Consider the following 24,949-nt stretch of genomic DNA (forward strand, 5'->3'; position numbering starts at 1 on the left):
TCCCGGCTATGGCGGCTCCTGCTTCCCCAAGGACACGCTGGCGCTGATGAAGACCGCCGCCGACAACGAGACGCCGCTGCGCATCGTCGAAGCCACGGTGCAGGTGAACGATGCCCGCAAGCGCGCGATGGGCCGCAAGGTGATCAAGGCGATGGGCGGCGACGTGCGCGGCAAGACCGTCGGCATCCTCGGCCTGACCTTCAAGCCGAACACCGACGACATGCGCGACGCGCCCAGCCTCTCGATCATCGCCGCGCTGCAGGATGCCGGCGCCACCGTGAAGGCCTATGACCCCGAAGGCGTCGAGCAGGCGAGCAAGCTGCTCACCGATGTCGAGTTCGTCGCCAATCCCTATGCCGCCGCCGAGGGCGCCGACGCGCTGGTGATCGTGACCGAGTGGGACGCGTTCCGCGCGCTCGACCTCGTCCGCATCAAGAACAGCCTCAATGCCCCGATCCTCGTCGACCTGCGCAACATCTATCCGCCAGCCGAGCTCGAGCGCGCAGGCCTGCAGTACACCGGCGTCGGCAAGCCGATCACGGAATCGAAGGACCTGATAAAGCTTCAGTAAAATAACGAGTCATGTCGCCGAATTTAAAGGTTTATTGTAGTCTAACCGGGCGCCCTAGGTGCGGTATATAGTTAAAGTCGTGGAATACCAGTATAAATATACTTGACCCGCGCTCGGGAATGTTTATCCCCGAGGTTGTAAGTTTCCGCGATTGAGTGAGGGGTTGGTCATGCTTGCCAAATTATCGCTGGGTGCCTTGGCGGTGACGTTCATCGCGACGGCTGCTGTTGCTGCTCCCCTTCGTCCCGGCATGGTGTTGCCTGGCCAGTCCACGCCAGCGCAGGCCGCGCCGGCGGCGGCTAGTGCCAGCCAGTCACAGGCTGCGCAGGATGGGCAGGGCGTGCCCCCGCCTGCACGCCCGCGGGTGCGGCGCGCGAACTCGTTCTTCGGGCTTCCGCTTGCGCTGATCGCTGCCGGCGCAGGCGTGGGGGCTGCCGTCGCGACGACGACCGCCAGCCCGCAATGATCAGGGTGCGTCGCGCCAGCCGATAGCGCGGATCGGCGCGAGGATATGTCCCCGGCGCACGTCGCGGCGGTGTGCCGCCGGCGCTGGGCGGTATGCATCGACAGATAAGGTTCGTTGCCAACCCATAGGTGGCGTCTGTGACGTGGGAGCACGGGGCGTTCGACGTGCCGTGCTTGGTTCAATCGATGGTTTCGAGGGCAATGGGCGTCGTCACCGCGGGCGGTTCCACCGTGCGAGCGTGCTCGCTGCCGAATGCTGCGTTCGAAGGCGCGACGGTCGCTGTGGACGGATGGAGCTGCAGTCGCGCGATTTCTGCGGTGACGATGCCGATGCGGCGCTTGAGGCCTGGATGCGTAATTGGAACATCAAATGGGCGTTTGCGCGCCGCCTGCACCAGGAAGCGTTCGGGTGCGCCGAGATCGTATCCGGCGCGCGCCAGCAAGCCCACGGCAAGCGTGTCGGCCTCGATTTCGGTGTCCTTAACCCGCGCGGATCCGAGCCCGAGCTGTGCAAGCAAGGCGGATCGTCCGTGCAACTGTTCCTGATGGCGGAGGATATTGTGGCTCATCTCGTGCGCGACGACGAAGGCGAGCTCTGCATCATCGGCGATATCCGTCATCAGGCGACTGGTCACGGCGACATAGTGCCCGTCCGACCACGCGTTGAAGGCGTTCGCGGGTATGACGACCCAGCGTCCGCCGCAGCCCAGGTCGGCCGGGAACTGGAGCGTGCGCGGCACACCATCGCGACGGAGTTCGAGCGTTGCCGGCCCCTGTTGCAGGGTGCGGCTCAGCAGGGTCTCGAAGGCGTCGATGCGATCATAGGATGCGGTGCGCCCGATCAGGCCGACCGCGAAGCTGGCCATTTCGCTGCCGTTCAGCGCGACGATCTCGTCCCCGCGCCGGATGCCGGCCCGGTCGGCGGCGCTGCCTTCGATCACGTCGCGCACACCAAATCCGTTCCCCAGGCCAAAGCGTGCGGCAATCAGGGTGCGGTCCCGCTCGTCATATGCGGCGCGATCATGCAGCAACAGGCCGGTGAGGCGGTCCGGGAACGGGCAGCGATCGGCATTCTGCACCGCGATGCGATAGCCGATGCGCGCCAGCCGCAGATCCTGGTCTGCGAGCGGCGACATGCCGGGGCTCTCCGGAGCAGCCTGGGCCTGCAACGCCGTCAAGGCGAGCGCCAGGGCCAGCATCGGGGCCATTCGCAACACCGCCATCGAACGCGTGCGGGTACGCTGCATCATCATCACCATCGCCAACCAAGGCGGGTGGGATAGGCGATCGGCACTTAATATTTGGTGCAGGTCAATACACGTGGTTCATCGGTGCGGTGAAATATCGGCACTCGCAATAGAAGGTAGTAATGCGCTCTAGTTCCACACTGAACGAAAGCATTACCAAGTTGAGCTCTGGTGTGATTACCGGGGGGATCTTGCTGTCTATGGCTTTTGGTGGCGCAGGTGTTTCGTATCCGATCCTCTCCACGCTGATCGAAATCATCGCCATCGGGACACTCTGCTGGCTCGTGCCGAAGCTGGCCGAGGTGAAGATCGCACCGATCACTTGGGCGGCGTTGCTGGTGTTGCTGGCGGTCTTGTTGCTACCGGCCGTCCAGTTGATTCCCCTGCCATGGTCGATCTGGAGCGAATTGCCCGGAAGGGACCTGGCCGCTGCCATTCGGACGCAGGCCGGGCTCGCGGGAAGCCCGAATCCACTGAGTTTGCGGCCGGAATCGACGATGCAGGACGTGCTGGCGCTCCTGCCGCCCGCGGCAGCCTTTGTCTCGGTGCTCTTCCTCGACGAGCGCGGCAGGGTTGGGGTGCTGCGCGCGCTGGTGGCGATGGCGCTGCTGAGTGCCGTGCTGGGAGCGCTGCAGCTTGCCTATGGCGGTGCGGGCCTGTTCGCTCCGTTTGACTCGGCCCATCGCGGCGATGCGCTGGGCCTGTTCGTCAACCACAATCACAGTGCTACCTTCCTGCTGATCGGCATGGTCGCCGCTTCGGTGCCGCGGCTGTTCGATGGCCGGGGACGCCCGGGCGCCCAGTGGCCGGCGGCACTGGGCGTAGTGACGCTGCTCGCCCTTGCGGTGCTGGGGACCACATCGCGCACCGGCCTGCTGACCCTGCCGATCGCACTGCTGCTGTTCGCCTATCTGCGCTTTCCGCGCGCGTGGAACTGGCGGTGGGTGCTCTTCGGCGCGGTCGTGCTCGCAGCGATCGCATTTGCCGTGGCCCAGACCTCGCTGGCGCAAACGACCCTGGCGCGCTTCACGGTGGTTGACCAGGACAGCCGCCAGATCTTCTGGGCAAACACGCTCTATGCAATCGGCCAGTTCTTCCCCTGGGGAAGCGGGTTCGGCACCTTCACGGCCATTTATCCCGCGATCGAGCCCCTCGACGAAGTGGTCGTGCCGATCGTCAATCACGCCCATAACGATTATCTCGAACTGGCACTGGAGGGCGGGCTTCCGGCGCTGGTGCTGATGGCTGCGGGCTTGTGCCTTATCGTCACGGCCCTGGTCCGGGCGCTGGCGCGTAGCGAGGCGACGCGGTGGCAATCCCGATCGCTGACGATCGCCGCTGCCGCGATCGTCGCGATCGTCCTGCTGCATTCCGCGGATGACTATCCGCTGCGCATGTCGGCGATTTCCGTGCCCTTCGCTGCCTGTATCGGCATGTTGTTGCCGCGCGGGAGGCGCCGGCGGTCCCGCCGGGTGCGACCGGCGACGTTGTGGGTTCGCCGTGGGCTGGGCCTCGGCGCGGGCCTGGTACTTGGCTGGCAGGCGGTGAGCATCGGCGCGGCTTCCTGGCTATTGCTCCGGGATGCGCCCGCGCAGGCGGTGCAGTGGCGATCCGGCAATGCCGAGGCCTGGTCGCGCCTGGCCACCCAGCGAGGATTGGTCTCCGACTGGAGCGGCAGCGCGGACGCGGCGCGGATCGCGCTCGGCCGGGATCCGATGAACGCGGCGGCGGTGCGGGCGCTCGGACTGGCGGAAGCGGCGGCGCATCGCACGGATGTCGCCGGGCAATTGATGCTGCTGGCCGGGCAGCTTGGCTGGCGCGATGTGCCAACCCAGCTATGGCTGATCCGGCGCTCGATCGAACTGAACGATCCGCTGGTCGCCGTGCAGCGCGCCGATGGGCTTTTGCGCCAGGACCAGCAAACGGCCTTGCTGTTCGGGGAATTGCGGCACCTGCTCGCCGACCAAGCCTCCCGAGCCGCCGTCGCGAAGGAACTCGCGCTGCGCCCCGTCTGGCGGCAGGCGTTTCTTGCCAGCCTCGGCACCGAAGCAACCGTCGGCGGCGAGGAGGTCGCAAGCCTTTTCCGCCAGCTTGCCGCGCTCGGCGCGCCGGTGGATGCCGCCGAGGCCGCGGCCCTGCTGGATGGCCTCTGGCGTGCTGGCCGCTATCCGGAGGTGGACACCGTCTGGCGTGCGGCGGGAGGCAGTGGCCTGCTGGTCGACGGCGGGTTCGAGCGATCGGGTAGCGAGCTTCGAGGGATAGGCCCGTTCACCTGGCAAGCAGCGGGGCTGTTGGGCACCCGGGTTGCCATCGAGACGCCGGAAAATGCCTGGCAGGGCAAGGCGCTCCTGATCGAAACGAGGAGCATCGCCACGGGCGTGGCCGCGCGGCAGCGCTTGGTGCTTGCACCAGGGGGCTATGCCCTGCGCTTCCTGCTGCGGGACAGCGGGCCAGTGGCCATGCGCCCCGCATGGGCAATCGCCTGTGGCCCGGCCTTTCCGGTGCGCGCGCCACCTTTGCCGGCGACATGGGCGGCAGCACCGCGGGGCTGGCTTCAAGGAGAAGTCCGTTTCGCGATCGACGCGGATTGCAGCGCTCAGGAACTTCGCCTGATCGTCCAAGCGGCACGTGATCTGCAATCGTCATGGATAGACGATGTGGCCATTTCGCGCCTGCCTGACAAGTAAGCGGTATCACATGTATTTTCGAAGTGTTTGCGTAATGTTGCGAGGGAGTGGGGCAATGGAGCATTTTGGAACGCACTTGGGGCGTTCGGTGGCGATGTTGGCTGCTTTTTCTGCTGCCGGCTGCGCGGGACCCAATGTCGTGGGATCGGTGCCGCGTGGAGAGGCCGCCTATGCGACCATGCAGCCCGCGCCCGCCGAGTTGACCAAGGACTATGTGATCGGCCCGCTCGACACGCTGGACATCGGCGTGTTCCAGGAGCCCGACCTCTCGATCAAGGGGGTTCCGGTCGATGTGTCCGGCAACATCTCCATGCCGCTGATCCGTACGGTGCAGGCCGCGGGGCTGACGACCGAACAACTGGCGCGCGACCTGCAGTCGCGGCTGCTGAAATACTATGTCCGCCCGGAAGTTACGGTCGTCGTTGCGACCTCGGTGTCGCAGCGTGTGACCGTGCAGGGCCAGGTCGAGGAGCCTGGAGTCTACGACATCAAAGGACCGACGACATTGCTCAACGTGATCGCCCTTGCGAAAGGCGAAAATAGAACGGCGGCAATGAAGGAAGTCGTTGTCTTTCGCACGATCGATTCGAAGCGAATGGCTGCCGTATTCGATCTCGGCAGGATCAGGCGAGGGGAAGATCCGGATCCGAGAATATTGGGCAATGACATTGTCATCGTAGGGTATTCGAACGTGAAGGGGTTGTGGCGCGATGTTCTGCAGGCGGCGCCGTTGTTCAACGCGTTTCGCTTATACTCACGCTGACCTAAATCCGCTTGCGTAATGAAAGCTCGCCACGGCCCGCGGGGATCGAAATCTTCCGCGCGGCGCCGGCAGCCCTATGGATTGGACGAATTTTATGAACACGGTGCATCGCACGCAGGGGGCCGCGATCGCGTCTTCGGGGGGCGGCAATTTCGCCGAGCAGCTGGACGAGCACGCCTTCCTCGACGCGGAGGATCAGGGGGGCGGCGGCATCGACGTTCGGGCGCTCGGTAGCGCCGTCTATCGAAGCCGCTGGTATGTTCTGGCGATTATCGGCCTCGGCCTGATCGCCGGGGTGGGGATCATCATGATCACGCCGCCCTTGTTTCGCGCGCGCGCCAGTGTGGAGGTCAGTCAGCAATCCACCAAGGTGCTGGGGACCGAGGAAACCGAGCCCGTCATGGGCGGGGCCGAGTTCGACCGCTTTCTCCAGACCCAGGTAAACCTGCTCGAAAGCCGGGCCCTTGCGGCACGGGTGGCGGCAAACCTGCGTCTGGCCGCCGACGACCGATTTCTGGTCGCCATGGGGGACCGGTTCCCGCAGGGGGCCACGGCCGAGCGGCGGCAGCGGATGGTCACCGATTTGCTGCAGAAAAATCTCCGCATCAGCCTGATGCCGAACTCGCGCATCGTCGAGATCGTGTTCACCAGCCGCGATTCAGCGATCGCGATGCGTGTGGCGAACAGCTATTCCGAAAATTACATCCAGACCAATATCGAGCGCAAATTCTCGACGACTGCCTATTCGCGGGAGTTCCTCAGCACCCAGCTCGCCCAGGCCAAGCAGCGCCTGGAAGGATCGGAGCGCGAGCTTATCGAATATTCCCGTGCGGCGAAGCTGATCGACGCGAGCGGTGGTGCCGACGCGCAGGGGCAGCAGGAAGCCGGGCCGAGATCGCTGACGACTGCCAATCTCGTAAACCTCAACGAAGCCTATATCGCCGCCGAAGCGCGGCGCATTCAGACCGAGGAGCGATGGCGGCAGGCCGGCGGCGTTCCGCTGATGTCGTTGCCAGAGGTGCTGTCCAATCCGGCGATACAGGCGCTGGACGAGCGGCGCGCCGAACTGCTGGCGAACCTGGGGCAGCTCCGCCAGCGCCTGCAGCCGGATCATCCGGCAGTGGCCCAGGCGACTGCCCAGCTGAATTCGATCGACCGGCAGCTCAATGCGCTCGCCGTCAACATCAAGCAGTCGCTGTTCGAACAGCAGCGCATCGCATCGCGCCAGGCGCAGGCGCTTGCCCAGCAGGTGGCGCAACTGAAGGAAAATACCCTTTCGGAGCAGGATCGCAGCGTCCGCTACAACATCCTGAAGCGCGAGGTCGACACCAGCCGCCAGCTCTATGACGGGCTTCTGCAGCGCTACAAGGAAGTCAGCGCCGAGGCGGGCGCTGCCGCGAACAACGTCATCGCGGTGGATACGGCCGAAGTCCCGAAGGATCCCGTATCGCCGCGCGTGGGGATCATCCTCGTGCTGGGGCTGATCGGCGGCCTGGCGGTGTCGGCCTTGTTCGTCTTCGCGCGTGAGCAGCTCGACGACTCGATCCGCGATCCGCAGGATCTCGAGCCCAAGCTGCATCTCGCGCTTCTGGGCGTGGTCCCGAAGGCACCGGAAACGCTGCTCGATGTCCATAATACGAGCCAGCGCTCCGCCGTCACGGAGGCCTATCAGTCGGTTCGGACGGCCATCGAGCTGTCGTCGCCGAATGGTGTACCCCGGTCGCTGCTGCTGACGAGCAGCCGAAAGGGCGAGGGCAAGACGACCAGCGCGCTGTTCATCGCCAAGGCGTTCGCGGATATCGGTCGCCAGACGCTGCTTATCGATGGCGACCTGCGCAAGCCGTCGCTGCATGGGCTGCTCGGCGTGGAGAAGGATGCAGGCGGCGGCCTTTCGAGCCTGCTGGCCCGGCGCACCGCGCCCCAGGCGGCGATATTGCCCACCGGCTTCGAAAACCTGTCGTTCATCCCAAGCGGGCCGCCGCCGCCCAATGCCGCGCAGCTCCTCGGCGGGGCTCCGGTTGCCGATCTGTTGCACACGCTTCAGGACGCATTCGACGTCATCATCGTCGACGGGCCGCCCGTGCTCGCCCTGGCCGACGCCATCGAGCTCGCCAGCCAGGTGGAGGCGACGCTCTTCGTCGTCGCAGCGGGCGGTGCGCATTACGGCCAGGCCAAGCAGGCGGCGCGGCGCGTGCGCGGGGCTGCGTTGCACCTGATCGGCGGTCTCGTGACCAAGCACGATCCGGGGCTGTGGAAGGGCGAGGGCGATTATTATATGTACGACTATGGTTGAGTGCCGCCCGGACCTCGCCCGTATTTGAGCAGACCATGCAGAAGGGCGCATGCGATGGAGATCGCATGCGCCCTTTGCGGTTTTTCAACAGCCCGCACTGGTCTTCGGAGGACGGCCGGCCTTTGTCTCGGCCAGCGGCCGCCCCGTCGACGATCAGGACAGGTCGTCGTGAAACAGCGACTGCAGGTGGCTTTCGTAGCTGTCGACCACCTTGTCGGGGGCGAAGGTAGCGCCCATCGCCAAGGCGCCCGCGCTGTAGCGCGCATAGCCTTCCGACGAGATTTGGCGGAAGAGGCCGATCTTTTCGGCAAGATCGCTGGCGCTGTCCCCGTCATAGAGCTCGCCGCAGACCCCGGGCGTGACCACTTCCGGGTTGCCGCCGACCCGTGAGGCCACGACCGGCACTGCGACGCCGTACGCCTCGTAGATCACGCGGGGCAGCGGTTCGTTGTACACGGAGGGACAGATCACCAGATCGACCATGCCGTAGAATTTCGGCGCAGCTTGCCAGCCGACGAAGTGGATGCACGGATGGCCGTTCGCCAGCGCGCGCAGCTGCGCGACATAGTCGGGCGCCCCGTCCCCGGCGATGGCGAGCGACCACGCCCGCCCGTCCTGTGGCAGCGCGCGCGCCGCTTCGATCAGCGTTTCGACGCCCTTGGTCGGCGCCAGCCGGCCGATATAGCCGAAGCGGATCGGCGCAGCTTCGTCCAGCGTCCGGTGGGTCGGCGCGAGCGGCTGGTCGTTGACGTTCCACTGCACGGCGCACGGCTTTTCCCTGCCGAACACGCCATGGTTGCGGTGCGTCTCGGCAACGAAGCTGCTGTTGGAGAGGAAGAGGTCGACATGCTGCACCTGGCGTCGGTTGATGCTCCGGACGACCTTGCAGCTGGCGCATAGCGTTTCGCAGTTCTTGCCCGCCCGATACATGCCGGATCGACTGCAGATAAGGTAATAATCGCGCATCGTGTGGATCAGGCGGGCGCCGCTCCGCTTCGCTTCGCGCAGGATGGTGGTGGAGAAGCCGTCGATGATGCTGGTATTCACGACATCGGGGCGCAGCATCGCGAGAAGGCGCCGCAGATCGCGCGCCGCCCAGGGATTGTACAGATCGATCAGGTGCCAAACGGCCTTCGCGGCGCGCGTATGGTGTCCATTGTCATAGGGGCCGTAGATATTCCGGATCGGCAGGACGTGCAGCATGGGCTTGCCCGCGCCCGTGATGCCCGCGCCCGCAGCCGCGGCGAGCGTGGTAGCCTCTTCGCCCGGCGGGCAAAGGCGCAGCACGTGCACGTCATGGCCGCGCGCCGCCAGGCCCTCGGCGAGCGCCTGGACCGATTTTGCGCCTCCGCCGACCTGGTCGGGCACGTACGAGCGGATGATGAAGAGAATGCGTTTGGGAGCCATCGGCTTGTACCTTGTTCCATTGTTCGGGGGCGGCGGCGCGGGCGCTAGCGGCCGAGCATCCCTGCATAGATGCCGCTGATCTGGCGGTGCATGCGCTGCATGCCGAACCGATCGGAGACGGTATCCGCCAGTCGCTGGCGGAACGCCGGCAGTTGCGGCCCCAGCGCCGCGATCGCGCGGGCGGCGGCGCAAAAGGCTTGCGCGTCCGCGGCCAGCCACCCCGTCTGCCCGGGATCGATCATCTCGACGATGCCGCCTGCCGGAAAACCGACTACCGGCAGCCCCAGGCCCATTGCCTCCATCACCGAACGGGGCAGGGGATCGGGGGTGTCGGAGGGGACGAGCACGGCATCCAGGCCTCCATAGATCGCCGGCAAGCTGTCGAACCTGCCCTCGAACGCCACGGCATCTTCCAGGCCGAGCCGCATCACGGTTCGTTGCAGCCCTTCCTGATAGTTTCGGTCTTCCGCCGCCGCCTCGCCGCGAATGCGGAATACGACGTCCAGGCCCGCCGCGCGCGCCGCATGCAGCCATTCGAGCGCGACATGGTGGCCCTTGAAGGGGTGGATGCGGCCGCAGATTCCCACCACCAGCCGGCCATCCGGGGTGCGGGGCGGCAGCTGCGTGATTCCCGGCTCGACCGCGTTGAACACGACCGAGACCTTGTCCGGCAGGTGCTGGTCCGGCCAGCAGGCGCGGCTCACCACGATCATCCGATCCGCGGCGCGGGCGAGGCCTTTCCAGACCATCCGCTCGGTGCGACGTAGGGCGATATCATGCAAATGTACGACGGTCGGCGCCCCGCCGATCCGGCGCGCCAGCGCGGCGATGCAATGCGCCTTCATGCCATTGCTGTGCACCAGATCGACTCCAGTCTCCCGCACAAGGGCGTTGAGCCCGTGGGCGGCGCGCAGCCAGTCACTCGCCGCCGCCCCGACTCCGGCGGGCCGGATCGGCCGACGAAGCGCCGCCACCTCGCCGAAATCGAGCACCTGGAACGGGATGCCCTCGCGCGCCGCCTGTTCGGAGAGCGGACCCGCCGCCGGGACGATCAGCAGCGGGGTCACGTCCGGATTGCGCATCACGTCGAACAGGCAGCGTTCGGCGCCGCCCTTGAACGTCGGGACGGGCGCCAGAAAGGCAACATTGTGCGCCATTGCCCTAAACCCCGTAATGTGCGCGGTACCATTCGACGAACTTCGCGACGCCTTCGCGGACCCCGGTCTGAGGCTTGTAGCCGGTGAGCGTACGGAGCAATTCGGCGTCCGCCCAGGTCGCGGGCACGTCACCTGCCTGCATCGGCAGCAGGTTCCGCTGCGCCGGCTTGCCGGTGGCTTCCTCGATCGCAGCGATGAACTCGGTCAGCTGCACTGCATCCGAATTGCCGATATTGACGATCCGCCAGGGCGCGACCGGAGAAAGGCTGTCGCCGGCTGGTATGGCGTCCGCCGTTGCCGGGCGGACCGGAGGCACGGCGATGAGCAGGTAGATGGCCTCTACGAGATCCTCCACATAGGTGAAGTCCCGTTTCATGTCGCCATGGTTGTACACGTCGATCGGGCGGCCTTCGAGAATGGCCTTGGTGAACTTGAACAGCGCCATGTCCGGCCGACCCCAAGGGCCGTAGACGGTGAAGAAGCGGAACATCGTGATCGGCAGGTCGAACAGGTGCGCATAGCTGTGCGCCATGTTCTCGGTCGCCTTCTTGGTCGCCGCGTAGAATGACATCTGATGATCCGCCTTGTCCGTTTCGCGATACGGCATCTCGGTATTGGCGCCGAAGGCCGACGACGTGGAGGCAAGCAGCAGGTGTTGCGGCGGATGGGCACGCGCCGCTTCCAGCAACTCGAAGGTGCCGACGATATTGCTGTCGAGATAGGACCGGGGATTTTCGATGGAATAGCGTACCCCGGCCTGGGCGGCGAGATGGATCACCACCTCGGGCGCTTCTTCCTCGAACAGCGCAGCCAGCAGGCCCGGCGTCTCGACATAGCCCTTGATCGAGCGGAAATGGTTGGACCGGGAGAGATTCTCCAGCCTCCGCTCCTTGAGGGCGACGTCATAATAGTCCGTCATCGCATCCAGGCCGACGACGCGATATCCTTCCGCCAGCAAGCGGGCGCACACGAAGGAGCCGATGAAGCCGGCGGATCCAGTAACCAACGCGGTACGCATGCTTTCTCCTTGTTTGGTTGTCTCATCCTGCCTGCGGGCGTTCAGGCCGCCGCTCGGCATGGGAGGCGCGCTGGCAGCGGCGCGCGGGTGGATGCCTTCCCCTCTCGTCCACCGGGAAGCTTCTTCATTGCCCGCCCATCCCGCGATCTTCTTGGGCACCGCGCGTCGGAGTCTCGCCCCGATCCGTAGATGAAGCAGATGAGCAGCATATTGCGATATCCAGAAGTCGACTGACCAGACGTTCCCGAACAGGCCTTCGTTCGATGATATATGCGTGCTGCCGTGCCCATACTTGGCCCGGGTGGCAAGCGCATTTTAAGTTAGACGAGAATAAACCTCAGTTAACACGGCTTAGTTTCAGCCGGTAACCGGAAGGTTTGACTTGTTCTAACTTGAGATTTTCTCTCGGGTCGGTAAAGATATTTGTGGGGCGTGCGCAATGTGACTCGCACTGGCTGCACCTTCTCCGGAGTTGGAGCCTCCGGAAAACTCGGCGGGTGTGTGGATGCTCGCAGGTTTGCACGGTGATTTTCAAACGGCTTGTCAGGATTGATGCGTCGGTTTTTGCGTGATTGAAGCTCGGGATGCGGACTCGGGAGAGCCGAGGCCGGATGGCTGGATTTGCGTGACGAGCGAGGCACTGCAGGGTTGCCGGCCTGGATCGCCACCCTTGCCTCGCCGGTCGCGTGCGCGCACAAGCACGTGCCAGGGAGCACGATAACGATGCGGCCGGACAGGAAGAGGGGAGTGCAGGGCGAACGCGGCGCGTTGCTGGATCAGCTCGCGCGCCGCTATGCGCGGCCGTTGGCGCGCTTTTTCGAGCGCCGCGTCGCCGCCCGCGACGACGTGCCCGACCTGGTGCAGGACGTCTTCCTCAAGCTCAGCCGGATGCCCGATCCGAGCGTGATCGACCAGCCCGATCGCTTCCTGTTCGTCACCGCTGCCAATGCCCTGAAGGATCGCGCCCGTCGTGAGGCGGCGCGGGGTGGCGCCGTCCATGAAAGCTGGGACGACGAGGTGCACCCGGGTTCGGATTTTACCGCCCAGCGCGTCTTGGAGGGTAGGCAGGCGGTGCTTCGGCTGCGCGATGCCTTGCTCGAACTGCCCGAGCGGACCCGCGACATCTTCGTGCTGCGGGTGCTGGAGGGGTTGAAGATCGGTGATATCGCCCGGCTGGTCGGCATCTCGACCCGGGCGACGGAGAAACATGTGGCGCGTGCGATGGCGCATGTGACCGCGGCACTGGAGGCGTGGCGTGACGACTGACTCTACCGCCACGGCGGCGATCGCAACCGAGGCGGCGCGGTGGCACGAGCGGCTGGCGCACAACCCCGACGCCGCGCCGCCCGAGGCGTTCGAGCGCTGGCGGGCGGCGGACCCGGCGCATGCCGAGGCTTTCGCGCAGGTCGACGCTGTGCATGCCTGCGCGCGTGCGCTCGCCACGCATCCCGAACTGCTGGCACTGCGGCAGGCGACGGCGACGCGCGTCGCGGTGCATCGCGCGCGATCGGCGGTGCGCAAGCAGCGGACAGGCGCTGCGCTCGCCGCGCTGGCATTGGTCGCGCTGCCGCTCGCCGGCTGGTATGCCGCCGAGCATCGCACGCCCGCGTCGGCTCTTGCGAGCAGCGAGAGCAGGCTGTTCAGCACCGGCGTTGGCCAGCGGCTGTCGATGATGCTGGATGACGGCTCGCGGCTGACGCTCAACACCGCTACCGCGGTGCGCGTCGCCTACACCCCGTCCGAGCGCCATTTGATCCTGGAACGCGGCCAGGCCTGGTTCGAGGTTGCCAAGGGGCAGCCACGGCCTTTCCGCGTCACTGCCGGCGCGCATGATGTTGTGGCCCACGGCACTGCCTTCGACGTGCGGCTGGATGCCGATCGCACCACCGTGCTGCTGGTCGAGGGCAAGGTGACCGTCGGCGCGGTGGCGATGGTCCCGAACGACCTGCTGGTCGCGCGCGGCGACCGCATGACGCTGCGCCATGGCGGCGATGCCCGCCAGATCGAGGCGTGGCGGGAGGGGTTGGTGGTGTTCGCCGACACCCCGCTTGCCGAGGCCGTGGCCGAGCTCAACCGCTATGCCCCGCACGCGCTGCTGGTGAAGGATGCCCGTGCGGGCGCGCTGCGAATCAGCGGCGCCTTCCGCACCGGCGAGAGCGCGACCTTCGCCGAGGCGTTGGAGACCAGCTTCCCGGTGCAGGCGGTGACGCGCAGCGATGGCACGATCGAGCTTTCCAGCCGCCGCTGAGACTTTTTCGCTGGGGCAGGTTCGGGTTTTCGGATCGGCTGCGTCATGGCGGGTAGAAGCGCTGCACCAGACGGCGCCTCGTGAACCGTTTTGGGAGGATCCTGATGCCCCGCACCTTTTCCACGCTCGTCCGCAGCCTGGCGCTCGCCGGCGTTGCCGCCTGCGCCCTCACGCCCGCGCTTGCCGCGCCCGAACCCACCGTCAACCTCGCGATCGGCAGCCGCGATCTCGGCGCCGCGCTTACCGAATTCGCCCGCCAGAGCGGCCGCCAGATCCTGTTCGCGCCCGACCTCGTCCGCGGCAAGCGCGCGCCCGAGCTGCGCGGCCGCTACGGCGTCGATCGCGCGCTGGCGATGCTGCTCGCCGGCAGCGGCCTGCGCTACCGCACCACCGCCAGCGGCACCTTCGTCGTCGAAGGCGGCGGCACCGAGGGGGCGGCGGCAGCACCCGCCGCGCGGGCCAGGCAAGCGCAGGTCGCTGCGGCGGGTCCGCAGGATGAGCCTGCCGCCAACGATGTCGAAATCGTCGTGACCGGCACCGCCGGCGCGGGCACGCGGCGCCAGGATGCGTCCTTCGCGGTCACCACGATCAACGATGCCGCGATCGCGCGGCTGGCACCCGCGAGCACCGCAGAAGTGCTGCGCGTCGTGCCGGGCATCAGCGTGGAGAGTTCGGGCGGCAAGAACGGCGCCAATATCTTCGTGCGCGGCTATCCTTCGGGCGGCGACGCCGAATATGTGACGATCCAGTCCGAAGGCGTGCCGATCTTCTCGCCGCCGACGCTTTCCTTTCTCGAAAACTCGCAGCTGATCCGCATCGACTCGACCCTCAAGCGGGTGGAAGCCGTGCGCGGCGGCACCGGCGCGCTGTTTTCCTCGGGCCAGCCGGGCCTGACGATCAACTTCGTCCAGCGCGAGGGCGGGTCGACGCCGGACAATCTGCTCAAGCTCGGCGTGGCCAGCTATGGCGATGTGCGCGCCGACGGCTATCTCTCCGGGCCGATCGGCGCGGGCACGACCTATATGGTCGGCGGCTATTATTCGGCGGGCAACGGGGTGCGCGATCCGCATTTCACCGCCGAGAAGGGCGGGCAGATCACCGCAAACGTTCGGCATGATTTCGACAATGGCTCGGTGCTGGTGTTCGGCCGCTATCTCAACGATCGCGGCCAGTGGCTGCTGCCGATCCCGGTGGTGCAGAACGGCAAGAAGATCAGCCAGTACGGCAATTTCGATGCCGGCAGCGGCACGCTGGCGGGCGGCGAGACCCGGCTGGGCGTGCTCAACGACGGCACCCGCGTGGACCTGGCCGACGGGCGCGGGGCGGACGTGGTCAATCTCGGCGGCAATTTCGAATATCGGCTGGGCGACGGCTTCAAGCTGCGCGATCGCCTGAGCTGGCTGAAGGGCGATGCCAACACCACCGGCCTCGTCCCCGGCGGCACCCCGCCGCAGAGCGCCTCGGCCTATGCGGCGAGCAAGGGCGGCACGATCGGCAGCCTCAGCTTCGTCAATGGCGGCCAGGCGGTGCCCGGCACCACCCAGGTGGTCGAGGCCGGGCTGTGGCGGGTGCAGAAGCGCATCGAGAATTTCTCCAACGATCTCGCGCTCGAATGGAAGAAGGGCGGCAACACGTTCACGGCAGGCGTCTATTATGCCGCCTATTCCTCGCGCGACCTGTGGAACCTCGGCAACAGCCAACTCCTCACCGCCGAGCCCAATGCACGACGCCTCAACCTGACGCTGGCCGATGGCCGCATCGTTACCCGCAACGGCTTCAGCAGCGGCTCCACCTTCAACGTCAACGCCGATTATGACGGCAAGGATGCGGCGGTCTATGCGGTCGACGAGCTGCAGGTAAACGACCAGCTCCGCCTCGATGCGGGCCTGCGCTACCAGCACCATTCGGTCGACGGCACGCTGGAGAATAACGGCACCGCGCCGGCCGGCGGGCTCGATGGCAATCCGAACACCCTCTACGACAATAACGACGCGGTGCTGAACGGCACCTTTTCGACGATCCGCTATCGCGGCGAGAAATGGTCGTGGACGGCGGGTGCCAATTACGACTTCACTCGCGCGATCGGCCTGTTCCTGCGCTACAGCCGCGGCAACAGCTTCCCCTTCTTCGACAATCTGCGCGACGGCATCACCGTGGCGCCGCGCGTCGATACCTATGAGGGCGGGCTGAAGGTCTCGACCGATCTGGCGAGCGCCTATCTCACCGTGTTCCACAACGACTTCAACGGCCTGGCCACCACGGTGATCACCAGCGGCGCGCCGATCGCCTCGATCGGCGGGGCGCGCGCGACCGGCGTCGAGCTGGAAGGCGAGCTGCGGCCGGTGCGCAACTTCACCATCGGCTTTTCGGGCACGTACCTCGACAGCAAGTATCGCGACTTCTTCACCGACAATGGCCGCACCAACCTCACCGGCAACCGGGTGCAGCGCCAGCCCAAATGGCAGTGGCGCGTCTCGCCGGCCTATTCGGTGGCGTTCGGGTCCGAGAGCAAGGCGACGCTGTTCACCTCGGTCACCTATATCGGCGACCGCTTCTCCGACGTGCAGAACGCCCAGCTACTGCCCAACTATTACAAATGGGACGCGGGGCTGACCGTCGACGTCACCAAGCGGATCACGCTGCAGGCCTCGGTCGACAACATCACCAACACGATCGGGCTGACCGAGGGCAATCCGCGCACCATCGGATCGCAGGGTAGCGGGGTGATCCTCGCGCGGCCGATCCTCGGCAGGTCGGCGCTGTTCAGCGCGTCCTACCACTTCTGAACACCCCCGAGGGGCCGGCCGGGCGCAGCGCTCGGCCGGCCTCGTGCGTTATGCGCCCGATGAGGAACTCCCGATGATCCGCCGCCTGCTCCCGCTCGCCGCCCTGCTGTGCGTCGCCGCGACCGATCCCGAGCCACAAAGCCCGGCCCAGCTGTTCGGCCCGCTGTTCGATGCGGTGCAGATGGCGCAGGTGTTTCCCGACGGGAAGACCTTCGTCGACGCGGTGCCCAAGGAGGATCCGGCGGCGATCCTCGCGGCCTATCGCAAGGCCAGGCCGAAGACGCGCGAGGCGCTGAAGGCGTTCGTCGAGGAACATTTCATCCTGTCGGCAGCGGGCAACGGCGCACCGGCGCCGCAGGAGAAGCTCCGCCTGCGTGCGCATGTCCAGGCGCTGTGGCCGGTGCTGTCGCGGCCGGCGCTGACGCCCGAGCCGGGCAGCTCGGCACTGTCCCTGCCGGCGCCCTATGTCGTGCCGGGCGGGCGCTTCCGCGAAATCTATTACTGGGACAGCTATTTCACCATGCTCGGCCTCAAGGTCGACGGCCAGCAGGCGATGGTCGAGCATATGCTCGACGACTTCGTGAGCCTCGTCCAGCGCTACGGCCATATCCCCAACGGCACCCGCAGCTATTATCTCAGCCGTGCGCAGCCGCCCTTCTTCGCGCTGATGCTCGACCTGTCGGATGCGCGCGATCCGGCGGTGTTGCGCACCCGGCTGGCGGCGCTGCGCAGCGAATATGGCTATTGGATGCGCGGGGCGGGCTGCCTCACGGCGGCGCAGCCGGCCTGCGAGCATGTCGTGCGGATGGCCGATGGCAGCCTGCTCAACCGCTATTGGGACGCGCGCGAGACACCCCGCGACGAGAGCTATCGCGAGGACGTGAACACCGCCAAGGCCGCGGCGGGGCGCCCACTGACGGCCGTGTATCGCGACCTGCGGGCGGGGGCGGAAAGCGGCTGGGACTATAGCTCGCGCTGGCTCGCCGACGGCAAGACGCTCGCGACCGTGCACACGACCGACATCGTGCCGGTCGACCTCAACAGCCTGCTCTGGGCGATGGAACGTGGCATCGCCCAGCGCTGCGCGACGCTGGCGGATGTGGACTGCGCGGCCGACTTCACCCGCCGGGCCGCCCAGCGCCGCAAGGCAATCGACACCTATCTGTGGATCGGCGCCGAGCAGCGCTACGCCGATTATGACTGGCGCCTGCAGCAGGCGACCTCGGTGCTCTCGGCCGCGACGCTGTTCCCGCTGTTCGTCGGTGCGGCGAGCACCGAGCAGGCAAGCGCCGTCGCCGCCACCGTTCGCGCCAAGCTGGTCGCCCCGGGGGGCCTGCGCACCACCGGCAACCGGACGGGCCAGCAATGGGATACCCCCAATGGCTGGGCGCCGCTGCAATGGGTCGCGATCGACGGGCTTGCCGGCTACGGCGCCCGCGACATCGCCAAGGACATTGCCGGCCGCTGGCTGACAACCGTCGACCGCGCCTATCGCGCAACGGGCAAGATGCTCGAGAAATATGATGTCGAGGAGCAGGTGCCGGGTGGCGGCGGCGAGTATCCGCTGCAGGACGGTTTCGGCTGGACCAACGGAGTGACCAGCGCATTGCTCGAGCGCTATCCGGATCTGGCGACAGGACGCTGAACGCCCGGCGCCATCTGCGCCAATCGTTCTCGGCAGCCGGATGTGGAAGATCGTCGAAAATAGTGCGGTCGGCTCGACGGAAGTACGGCGGTGCTGCATCTAGGAGGTGTTAGGGGAGCCTGTGAGTTCGGATCAGCTTGTCGCATGGGTCGGTCGGCACATCCTGCCGCATGAGCGGCAGTTGCGCGTCTGGCTGCGTGCGGCATTTCCGGCGGTGGACGTGGACGACGTGGTGCAGGAGACCTATTGCCGGATCAGTGGACTCGACCAGTTCGAGCATATCGACGATCCGCGACGTTATTTCTTCCGCGCCGCGCGCAACGTCGTGCTGGAGCAGATCCGGCGCGAGCGCGTGGTCAGCATTGGCGCCGCGAGCGGCCTTGCCGAGCTGGACAATGCGCCCGATCCTGGCCAGTCGCCCGAAGAGATCGTCGCCGGTCGCCACCTGATCGCCCGGATCGAGCGGTTGATCGACGCGCTCCCCGATCGCGCGCGTCAGGTGTTCCGGCTCCGCAAGATCGAAGGCGTCGCACAACGCGACATCGCGCTGCGGCTGCGCATCCCCGAGACCGCCGTCGAGAACGACGTCGCGCGGGGCCTGCTGCGCATCCTCGACCAGCTGACCGAGGAGGAAAAGGCCGAGCTGCCGATCCGTCGCCGGGCGGCACGGTCAGCCGGGCAGGGCGCGCGGCGCGAAACCGGAGGGCGGCGATGATCGACGAGACCGCCTGCCGCTGGGTCGCCGCGATCGATCGTGGCCTCAGCGACGCGGAAGAGACCGAGCTGGCTGCCTGGCTGGCGGCGGATCGTCGGCATCGCGGGGCGCTGCTGCGGACCAAGGCGGCGATGCGCCTGCTCGATGAGGGCCGTGCGCTGCCGGATCGGGAAGTGGAACCGTCGACTCCGCCGCGCCGCCGGCGCTGGTGGCCGGTCGGCGCCGGCGCGGTCGCGGCGACATTGGTTGCCGCGCTGGGCGTCGGCCTATGGCGCGACCGCGGCGAACTGATCGACACGCGGGTAGGCGAGATCCGCAGCATGCAGCTGGCCGATGGATCGGTCGCGGTCGTCAATAGCGGTACCAGATTGCGCGTGGCGTTCACGCGCGCCGAGCGCCATGTCGAGATGACCAAGGGCGAGGCCTGGTTCCAGGTCGCGCACAACAAGGCGCGCCCCTTCGTCGTCGCCAGCGGCCCCTATCGGGTGCAGGCGGTCGGTACCGCCTTCGACGTCCGGCGGGAGGGGGAGGCTGCGCGGGTCGTCGTCACTACGGGCGTGGTCAAGATCTGGTCGGTCGACAGCGACGAGGCGCCGCGCCGCGTCGAGGCGGGCGAGTGGGCGGTGCTGAAGCCCGGCAAGGCGATCGCGACCCGGGCGATGCGCCCCCAGGCGTCCGACCAGCAACTGGCCTGGCGCGAGCGACGAATCGTGCTCGACAACATGACGCTGGGCGAGGCGGCGGCCGAGTTCAACCGCTACAATGTCAACCGGCTCGAGGTTGCGCCGCAGCTCGCCGGCAGGCGCGTGGTCGGCTGGTTCCGCGTCGATGACGTGGACGGCTTCGCCGCCTCCAGCGCCGCGATGGTCGGCGGGCGCGTGGAACGGGTCGATCGGCCGGGCGAGGGGGAGGTCACCCGCATTCTGCCCTGAAAAAATTTCGATGCTGCCGACGGAAGTTGCGGGGACGTTCATCCTTGGATCAGCGCCGCATGAAGCGCGTTCGACATTCCAGGGAGAGGTGCCTTGCGCAACAGCCAGATTTTCAGCGTGTCCATGGTCGCGATCGCCGCCATGCTCGCGACACCCTCCGTCGCCGCCCAGGCCCTTCGCGACTTCAACGTGCCGCGCCAGCCCGCCGCCGCTGGTCTGGTGCGGTTCGCCCAGCAGGCCAATATCCAGATCATCGCGCCCACCGACGCGACGAGCGGCCAGACCGTGTCGGAGGTGAAGGGCCAGTTCAGCATCGAGGAAGGCCTGCGCCGGCTGATCGCCCGCAGCCATTTGCGGCTGGTTTCGTTCGACGGCCGCACCGCGGTGATCGCGGCGGCCGGACCGGCTGTCCCGCGCGCTGCCGGACAGAGCGCGCCCCGGGAAACGGCCCCTACGGGCGCCAGCGCCCAGGCGACCGGGCCGGCAACCGAAACGGCGCAGGCCGAGGACAGCTCCCAGAACGAAATCATCGTTACGGGCAATACCTCCGACAGGCGCACGCTGTTCAACTCCTCGTCCAACGTCACGCTGGCCAGCGCCGCCGACCTGCAGCGCAAGGCGCCGCGCTCCACGGCGGATACGCTGGAACTGGTGCCCGGCGTGTTCGTGGAGGGCACGGCGGGGCCGATCTCCAACAACTATTCGGTGCGCGGCCTGCGCGGCGGCGGCCAGACCTTCATCACGCTGGAAGAGGACGGCATGCCGATCCTCTATGGCGGCGGCGGTGCGGACTTCTACTTTCAGAACGACATCACCATCAGTCGCCTGGAAGCCGTCGAGGGCGGCACCTCTGGCGTGCTCGCGCCCAATGGCGCCGGGGCGACGATCAACTTCATTTCGATGAAGCCCGATCACGATCGGGCGACCGCGATGGTCCGCTTCACCGGCGCGACCTATGGGGATCTGCGCGCCGACGGCTATTTCTCGGCGCCGATCGCCGATGGCTGGGCGTTCAACGTCGGCGGCTATGTCACCTCGCAAAAGGGCGTGCGGCGCACCCCCTTCACCTTCAACGCCTATGACGTGAAGGGGATGCTGGAGAAGAAGTTCTCCAATGGCGGCCTCGTCCGCTTCACCCTCAAGAAGGGCGACAAGCATTTTCCCTATTATGCCGACATGCCGTTCCGCGTGGCTGCCAACGGCACGATCAGCAGCGTGCCGGGCCTCGACCTGAAGCGCGACGACGTCGGCGGGCGGGGCTTCACCGAGTTCATGGTCCCCGACGCGCCCGCCACCGGCAACAGCCTGCGCCGGTTCAGTTCGGCCGATGGTGTGCATGTCAAGTCGACCACCTACCGGGTCGACCTGGAAATGCCGGTGAGCCCCAGCGTGCGCCTGTTCGGTCGCGCGCGCTATCTGGACGGCTCCTATGACTTCAACGGCATCTTCCCGGGCAGCGGATCAGGCACGGCGGGGCTGACCCCGGCGCTCAACTATCTGACGCCGGCGGTGTCGCCGCTCGCCGGGCTGACCCCGCTCCAGGGCTCGCCGCAGACCTATTTCCAGGTCGCGGCGCAGCGCTTCCCCGGGGTCGCCCAATATGGCCTGCGCAACATCCGCACGGGGCAGGTGATCGCGGCATCGAACATCGCTGCGCTGAGCGGCCTCAACGGCAATGGCCTGCTCCAGCAGACCGTCCTCAACCACCAGACGCTCGCGACCAAGGATTTCGGCAGCGATTTCGGGGTGAAGTGGGACGCGAGCGGCAGCAATCTCGACAATTCGCTGACCGTCGGCGGCATGGTCTACAATGTGCGCCGCCGGAACGACCAGTCGGCGGTGGCGACGGTCCTCAACGACGTGCGCAACGATTCTAACGTCTACGACATGGTCGCCTTGAATGCGGCGGGTGGGGTGCTCGGGTCGCTCACCAACAACGGCATGGTCAATTACGGAAATTGGGGCCAGGGCCTGTTCAACGACGAGGTCACCTCGCTCTCCGCCTATTTCAACGACGAACTGACCATCGGAGATCGTCTGCACGTCGACTTCGGCGCACGCTACGAGCACCAGCATGTGCGGGTTGACATCGGCAACACGGCGGTGGCCAACGCGCCGGTGCCGACGGGTACGGTCGGTCTCTACGACAATGTCGGCAGCACGTTCAACGGCACCTATACCCGCCAGAGCGCCAACTATTCCGACTGGGCGTTTACGGGGGGCGTCAATTACGAGCTTACCGATCATGTCGCGCTCTATGTCCGCGGCGCGCGCGGGTTCCAGACCAATGGCGGCGACACCGGCGGGACCCACAAGCCGACCGAGCTGACGCTGTATGAAGGCGGCGTGCGGTTCAAGGCGGCCGCCTTCAACGCCTCGATCATCGGCTTCCGCACCGAATTCCGCGACCAGTCCTATCAGTTCGTCAACCCGGCCAACCCGGCACAGGCGAGCAACGCGCTGGCGGACAACACCACCAACGGCGTCCAGCTCGATGCCACGGTGCGGCCGGTGCGCTTCTTCAGCCTGAACGTGCAGGGCGTGTATCAGGAGCCGAAACTCGGCAATCTGCGCTTCGACGGCGTTGCGCAGCCGCAATATGACGGCAACACGCCCGAGCGCACGCCCAAGAAGCTGCTGACTGTGACGCCGTCCTTCATCCTGCCGGGTGGCCTGGGCGAGATCTACGGCCGGTACAAATATGTCGGCAAGATCTTCGCCGACAGCGGCAACGGCATCGCGCTGCCCGATTACGGGGTGTTCTCGATCGGTGCGAGCCTGGACGTCACACCGCGCCTGAACCTGTCGGTCAGCGTCGACAACCTGACCGATGTGAAGGGCTTTACCGAAGGCAACCCGCGACAGGGGCAGACCCAGTCGATCGTAGACGGCTATTTCTATGGCCGTGCGATCGTCGGGCGCAACGCGCTGATCAGTGCGACGCTGAAGCTGTGAGGCGGAAGGCGGGGCTGCGGGCGACCCTGGCACTGGCGGCGGCGCTGCTGTTGGCCGGTGCAGGTACGGGAACGACGCAGGTCGAGCAGTACGTGGTGCGCGAGGGGCTGAATCTCAACAGCTTCACGCGCGCCGGTCCCGTCGCGGCGCATGTCGTGCTGCGATCGGGACGGCAGCCCCGCCTGCTCGTCGCCTTCCCGGCGGGCAATAGCGGCACGGCGCTGTGGTTCGAGCCGCTCGCCAAGGACGCCGAATGGCACCTGGAGGGTGCGCCGCGCCCGATCACGCTGCGCGACGCCAAGGGGCGGCCGCTCCACGGCGTCCGCTTCGTCGCGACGATCGACGCGGACCGCCTGGTCCCGCACCAGGCGGTGCTGTCGAGCATTCGCGTCCTCCGCGATTACCAGGCGCTGGGCAAGGTGCCGGCTGCGGTATTGACCGCGCCGCGCATGACCGGTGACGGGATCCGCTGGTCGCGCGACCGGCTCGATGGCGCGGCGGGCTATGACCTTGCACTGTCGGTTGTCGGCGGCCGCATTGCAGGCGGTGCCATCCTCGGCGGTCGGGACGGCCGGATCCGCCTCGCCGTAACGGCGGTGACGGGCGAGACCCCGCTCTCGCCGCGCGGCGGTGCGGACCTGCTCAACGCCCGGGCGCAAGCCGATCCGGGGGCGCGCAATGCGCTTACCTTCCTCAGCTATGCCGAGAAGTATCTGGCAGGATCTTGGCGGTTCGACACCTATTTCGGGCGCGACACGCTGATGTCGGTCCGGCTGCTGATGCCCGCGCTGCAGCCGGCGGCGGTGGAAACCGGGCTGGCATCGGTGCTGGCACGCCTGTCGCCCCAGGGCGAGGTAGCGCATGAGGAGGATATCGGCGAGTTCGCCATCCTCGACCATCAGCGGACCGACGGCACGCTGTCCGATGCGCCGGTCTACAACTACAACATGGTCGACAGCGACTATATGCTGGCGCCGGTCGCGCGGGCGTGGCTGCTCGACGATCCGCGCGGGCGGGCGCGGGCGCAGGCCTTTCTGGCGCAGCGCCTCGGCGGCGAGACCATGGGTGCGCGGATGGTTCGCAACCTGCGCTTCGTGTTGCAGCAGGCAGCGCCTTTCGCCCGCGACCCGGTTGCCGCGCATCTGATCGCGCTCAAGCCCGGCATGGATGCGGGCGAATGGCGCGACAGCAATGACGGGCTGGCGGGCGGGCGACTGCCCTATGACGTCAACGCCGTGCTCGTGCCCGCAGCGCTCGATTCCGCCGCGGCGCTGCAGGCGAGCGGGCTGCTCCGTCCCTATCTCTCCGCCGGCGACACGGCTGCCTTCGCGCGAGCACGTGCGCTCGCCGACATCTGGCGCGCCAAGGCGCCGCCCTTGTTCGACGTGGCGGTGCCAGCTGATGCGGCCAAGCGCGCGGTCCGCGACTATGCGCGTGCACTGGGCGTGCCGGATGCACCCGCGCTGGCGGCGATCGGCACGATGCCGGTCCGCTTCCCGGCCATTGCGCTGGATGGGAAAGGCCAGCCGATTCCGGTGCAGAACAGCGACCCCGGCTTTGCGCTGCTGTTCGAGAAGCCTTCCGCCGAGGCACTGCAGATCATGACGGCGAGCCTCATCGACGCGTTCCCGGCGGGATTGCGCACGGGGGCGGGCATGCTGGTTGCCAACCCCGCTTTTGCCGACGCAGGGATACAGCGGAAATTCTCGCCCAATGCCTATCACGGCACGGTGATCTGGAGCTGGCAGCAGGCGCTCGTCGCCGCCGGGCTGGCACGGCAGCTCGAACGCAGCGACCTCCCCGCCGACGTCCGCCACCGGATCGCCCGTGCGCAATCCTGCCTGTGGGACGGGATCGAGAAAACGCGCAGCGTGCAGAGCTCAGAGCTCTGGTCGTGGCGATACGCCGATGGCCGGTATCAGGTCGTGCCCTTCGGCGCGGCAGGGGCGGATGTCGACGAGTCCAACGCCGCACAGCTTTGGAGCACCGTCTATCTCGCGCTCCGTCGGCCGCCGGGAGCGGCGATCGCCTGTGCCGGTCGATGAGGCTCGCGGCTAGGG

The 24,949-nt window shown here is 66.9% G+C and carries 17 protein-coding genes; 13 read left to right on the forward strand and 4 right to left on the reverse strand.

The features are described 5' to 3' along the window. Both SAZ01S_RS14125 and SAZ01S_RS14130 read left to right on the forward strand, forming a co-directional pair. Positions 1-571 (forward strand): UDP binding domain-containing protein (locus tag SAZ01S_RS14125; protein WP_139810083.1); only part of this gene is annotated, 571 nt, incomplete at its 5' end. Positions 572-734: 163 nt separating this feature from the next. Then, positions 735-1,037: a hypothetical protein gene (locus SAZ01S_RS14130; protein ID WP_218018087.1), complete on the forward strand. Its 303-nt coding sequence runs from the start codon at positions 735-737 to the stop codon at positions 1,035-1,037. A 178-nt stretch (positions 1,038-1,215) separates the two neighbouring features. On the opposite strand, the gene SAZ01S_RS14135 is transcribed toward SAZ01S_RS14130, so the two are convergent. Continuing rightward, a complete protein-coding gene (locus SAZ01S_RS14135; RefSeq protein WP_218018088.1) occupies positions 1,216-2,289 on the reverse strand; it encodes a M48 family metalloprotease in 1,074 nt (357 codons plus the stop codon). A gap of 116 nt (positions 2,290-2,405) precedes the next feature. Between SAZ01S_RS14135 and SAZ01S_RS14140 the strand changes: the two genes are divergently transcribed. The 3 genes from SAZ01S_RS14140 to SAZ01S_RS14150 all read left to right on the forward strand — a co-directional run bounded on the left by SAZ01S_RS14140 (position 2,406) and on the right by SAZ01S_RS14150 (position 8,026). Next, positions 2,406-4,970 (forward strand): O-antigen ligase family protein, encoded by a 2,565-nt coding sequence (locus tag SAZ01S_RS14140; protein ID WP_084582919.1) that lies wholly within the window; start codon positions 2,406-2,408, stop codon positions 4,968-4,970. A gap of 55 nt (positions 4,971-5,025) precedes the next feature. Next, positions 5,026-5,733: a polysaccharide biosynthesis/export family protein gene (locus SAZ01S_RS14145; protein ID WP_167693164.1), complete on the forward strand. Its 708-nt coding sequence runs from the start codon at positions 5,026-5,028 to the stop codon at positions 5,731-5,733. Positions 5,734-5,827: 94 nt separating this feature from the next. Next, positions 5,828-8,026, forward strand: a complete 2,199-nt coding sequence (locus SAZ01S_RS14150) for a GumC family protein (RefSeq protein ID WP_167693165.1) — start codon at positions 5,828-5,830, stop codon at positions 8,024-8,026. A 153-nt stretch (positions 8,027-8,179) separates the two neighbouring features. On the opposite strand, the gene SAZ01S_RS14155 is transcribed toward SAZ01S_RS14150, so the two are convergent. The 3 genes from SAZ01S_RS14155 to SAZ01S_RS14165 are packed head-to-tail and all read right to left on the reverse strand — an operon-like array spanning position 8,180 to position 11,608. Next, entirely contained in the window at positions 8,180-9,433 is a 1,254-nt protein-coding gene (locus tag SAZ01S_RS14155; RefSeq protein ID WP_084582922.1) for a glycosyltransferase family 4 protein, read from the reverse strand. A gap of 44 nt (positions 9,434-9,477) precedes the next feature. Further along, positions 9,478-10,590: a glycosyltransferase family 4 protein gene (locus SAZ01S_RS14160; RefSeq protein WP_084582923.1), complete on the reverse strand. Its 1,113-nt coding sequence runs from the start codon at positions 10,588-10,590 to the stop codon at positions 9,478-9,480. A gap of 4 nt (positions 10,591-10,594) precedes the next feature. Next, positions 10,595-11,608 (reverse strand): NAD-dependent epimerase/dehydratase family protein, encoded by a 1,014-nt coding sequence (locus SAZ01S_RS14165; protein ID WP_084582924.1) that lies wholly within the window; start codon positions 11,606-11,608, stop codon positions 10,595-10,597. Between the two features lie 747 nt (positions 11,609-12,355). On the opposite strand from SAZ01S_RS14165, the gene SAZ01S_RS14170 reads away from it, so the two are divergent. From SAZ01S_RS14170 to SAZ01S_RS14205, 8 genes are all read left to right on the forward strand, one after another. Beyond that, positions 12,356-12,874 (forward strand): RNA polymerase sigma factor, encoded by a 519-nt coding sequence (locus SAZ01S_RS14170; protein ID WP_245824876.1) that lies wholly within the window; start codon positions 12,356-12,358, stop codon positions 12,872-12,874. Then, positions 12,864-13,856 carry a FecR family protein gene (locus SAZ01S_RS14175; RefSeq protein WP_084582925.1) on the forward strand — a complete coding sequence of 331 codons (993 nt, stop codon included), beginning with the start codon at positions 12,864-12,866 and terminating at the stop codon, positions 13,854-13,856. Before SAZ01S_RS14170 ends, SAZ01S_RS14175 begins: the two co-directional genes overlap by 11 nt. 104 nt (positions 13,857-13,960) lie before the next feature. Then, positions 13,961-16,642, forward strand: a complete 2,682-nt coding sequence (locus SAZ01S_RS14180; RefSeq protein WP_084582926.1) for a TonB-dependent receptor — start codon at positions 13,961-13,963, stop codon at positions 16,640-16,642. Positions 16,643-16,715: 73 nt separating this feature from the next. Then, positions 16,716-18,287: an alpha,alpha-trehalase TreF gene (treF, locus tag SAZ01S_RS14185; protein WP_084582927.1), complete on the forward strand. Its 1,572-nt coding sequence runs from the start codon at positions 16,716-16,718 to the stop codon at positions 18,285-18,287. Between the two features lie 121 nt (positions 18,288-18,408). After that, positions 18,409-19,002, forward strand: a complete 594-nt coding sequence (locus SAZ01S_RS14190; RefSeq protein ID WP_245824878.1) for an RNA polymerase sigma factor — start codon at positions 18,409-18,411, stop codon at positions 19,000-19,002. Further along, positions 18,999-19,934 carry a FecR family protein gene (locus SAZ01S_RS14195; protein ID WP_084582929.1) on the forward strand — a complete coding sequence of 312 codons (936 nt, stop codon included), beginning with the start codon at positions 18,999-19,001 and terminating at the stop codon, positions 19,932-19,934. The genes SAZ01S_RS14190 and SAZ01S_RS14195 overlap by 4 nt, the downstream gene beginning before the upstream one ends. 93 nt (positions 19,935-20,027) lie before the next feature. Further along, entirely contained in the window at positions 20,028-22,889 is a 2,862-nt protein-coding gene (locus SAZ01S_RS14200) for a TonB-dependent receptor (protein WP_084582930.1), read from the forward strand. Then, entirely contained in the window at positions 22,886-24,934 is a 2,049-nt protein-coding gene (locus SAZ01S_RS14205) for a glucosidase family protein (protein ID WP_084582931.1), read from the forward strand. Before SAZ01S_RS14200 ends, SAZ01S_RS14205 begins: the two co-directional genes overlap by 4 nt. Positions 24,935-24,949: the final 15 nt, after the last annotated feature.

It is taken from the genome of Sphingomonas azotifigens NBRC 15497, assembly GCF_002091475.1.
Lineage (GTDB): Bacteria > Pseudomonadota > Alphaproteobacteria > Sphingomonadales > Sphingomonadaceae > Sphingomonas > Sphingomonas azotifigens.